We start from the raw sequence: 845 nt of genomic DNA, 5'->3' as shown, positions 1-845 counted from the left end.
CCTCCACTCGGGGCCAGGCATACGAGGGCTTCCAGGACGGCCATTCTGGAGACCTTTCTGGCGCCGATGGAGGTCGGTTCCGGACACCACCCGTGGTTTTAGCGGGCCTGGGTGGCGTCCACGTTCTGCGAGACGACCCCACCGTGCCAGACAGCACCCATCAAGCCCTCACTCATCGAAACTCCACCGAATTCCGCGGCATTCTCAGCCACGCCCAACTTCCGTCGGCCGCGACCGATCTCATTCTGCTCGGCGACCTCACCGGCCGCTACGCCACCGGCAGTTACAGCTGGCTCGCCTCCGACGGCCGGGCCGTGGTGTTGCGTGGAGACCGCCAGGGGACGGCCGAGCACGGGCACCGGATCACCGCGGCCATCGCCTGCCACGTGGCCCGCGCCGGCGGCACTGTCGACCAACTGACCCAACTGCTGCTGCACCCCGAGCACGAAGGCGGACGGCACGCGAGGAACATCGCCCTGCGGTCCGGACAGACGCGCGCCGGGTCTGGGCCAGCGCCTCCGAAACCGTCAGCACCACCAGGGCGCTGGGCTCCCGGCACGACGCGTACGAGGTCCTTGCCGCGCTGCGCGACCGCATCGAGACCACGCCCTGGCGCGGGGAGCGAGGACGGACCGCGCTGCGGGTGCTGCGCGCGCACCTGAACTTCGCCGAGATGGCAGGCGGCCCCCTGCACCATGCCAGTGAGCGGCAGACCGCGGAGGAAGCGGGCATCTCCCGCACGACGCTGCGGGCCGTCTACGAGACCGTCCTGAAACCGCAGGGCTGGCTACGCCGACTGCGGGTCGGCCACGGCCGGGAGGGCTCCACCTGGTACCTCAACTACG

The 845-nt window shown here is 70.4% G+C and carries 1 protein-coding gene and 1 pseudogene; both read left to right on the top strand.

Annotated features, from left to right (window positions below; genetic code table 11):
* Positions 1–143 precede the first annotated feature (143 nt).
* Positions 144–662 carry a hypothetical protein gene (locus ACTWQJ_RS51870; protein WP_443313276.1) on the top strand — a complete coding sequence of 173 codons (519 nt, stop codon included), beginning with the start codon at positions 144–146 and terminating at the stop codon, positions 660–662.
* A pseudogene (locus ACTWQJ_RS51865) lies at positions 644–845 on the top strand (helix-turn-helix domain-containing protein); the annotation flags it as partial. The gene ACTWQJ_RS51870 and the pseudogene ACTWQJ_RS51865, both read left to right, overlap by 19 nt.

It is taken from the genome of Streptomyces sp. KR55 (genome assembly GCF_052245645.1).
Lineage (GTDB): Bacteria > Actinomycetota > Actinomycetes > Streptomycetales > Streptomycetaceae > Streptomyces > Streptomyces flavusporus.
Note: the sequence above shows the minus strand (reverse complement) of the source record. Positions and strands in the feature narration are given on the sequence as shown.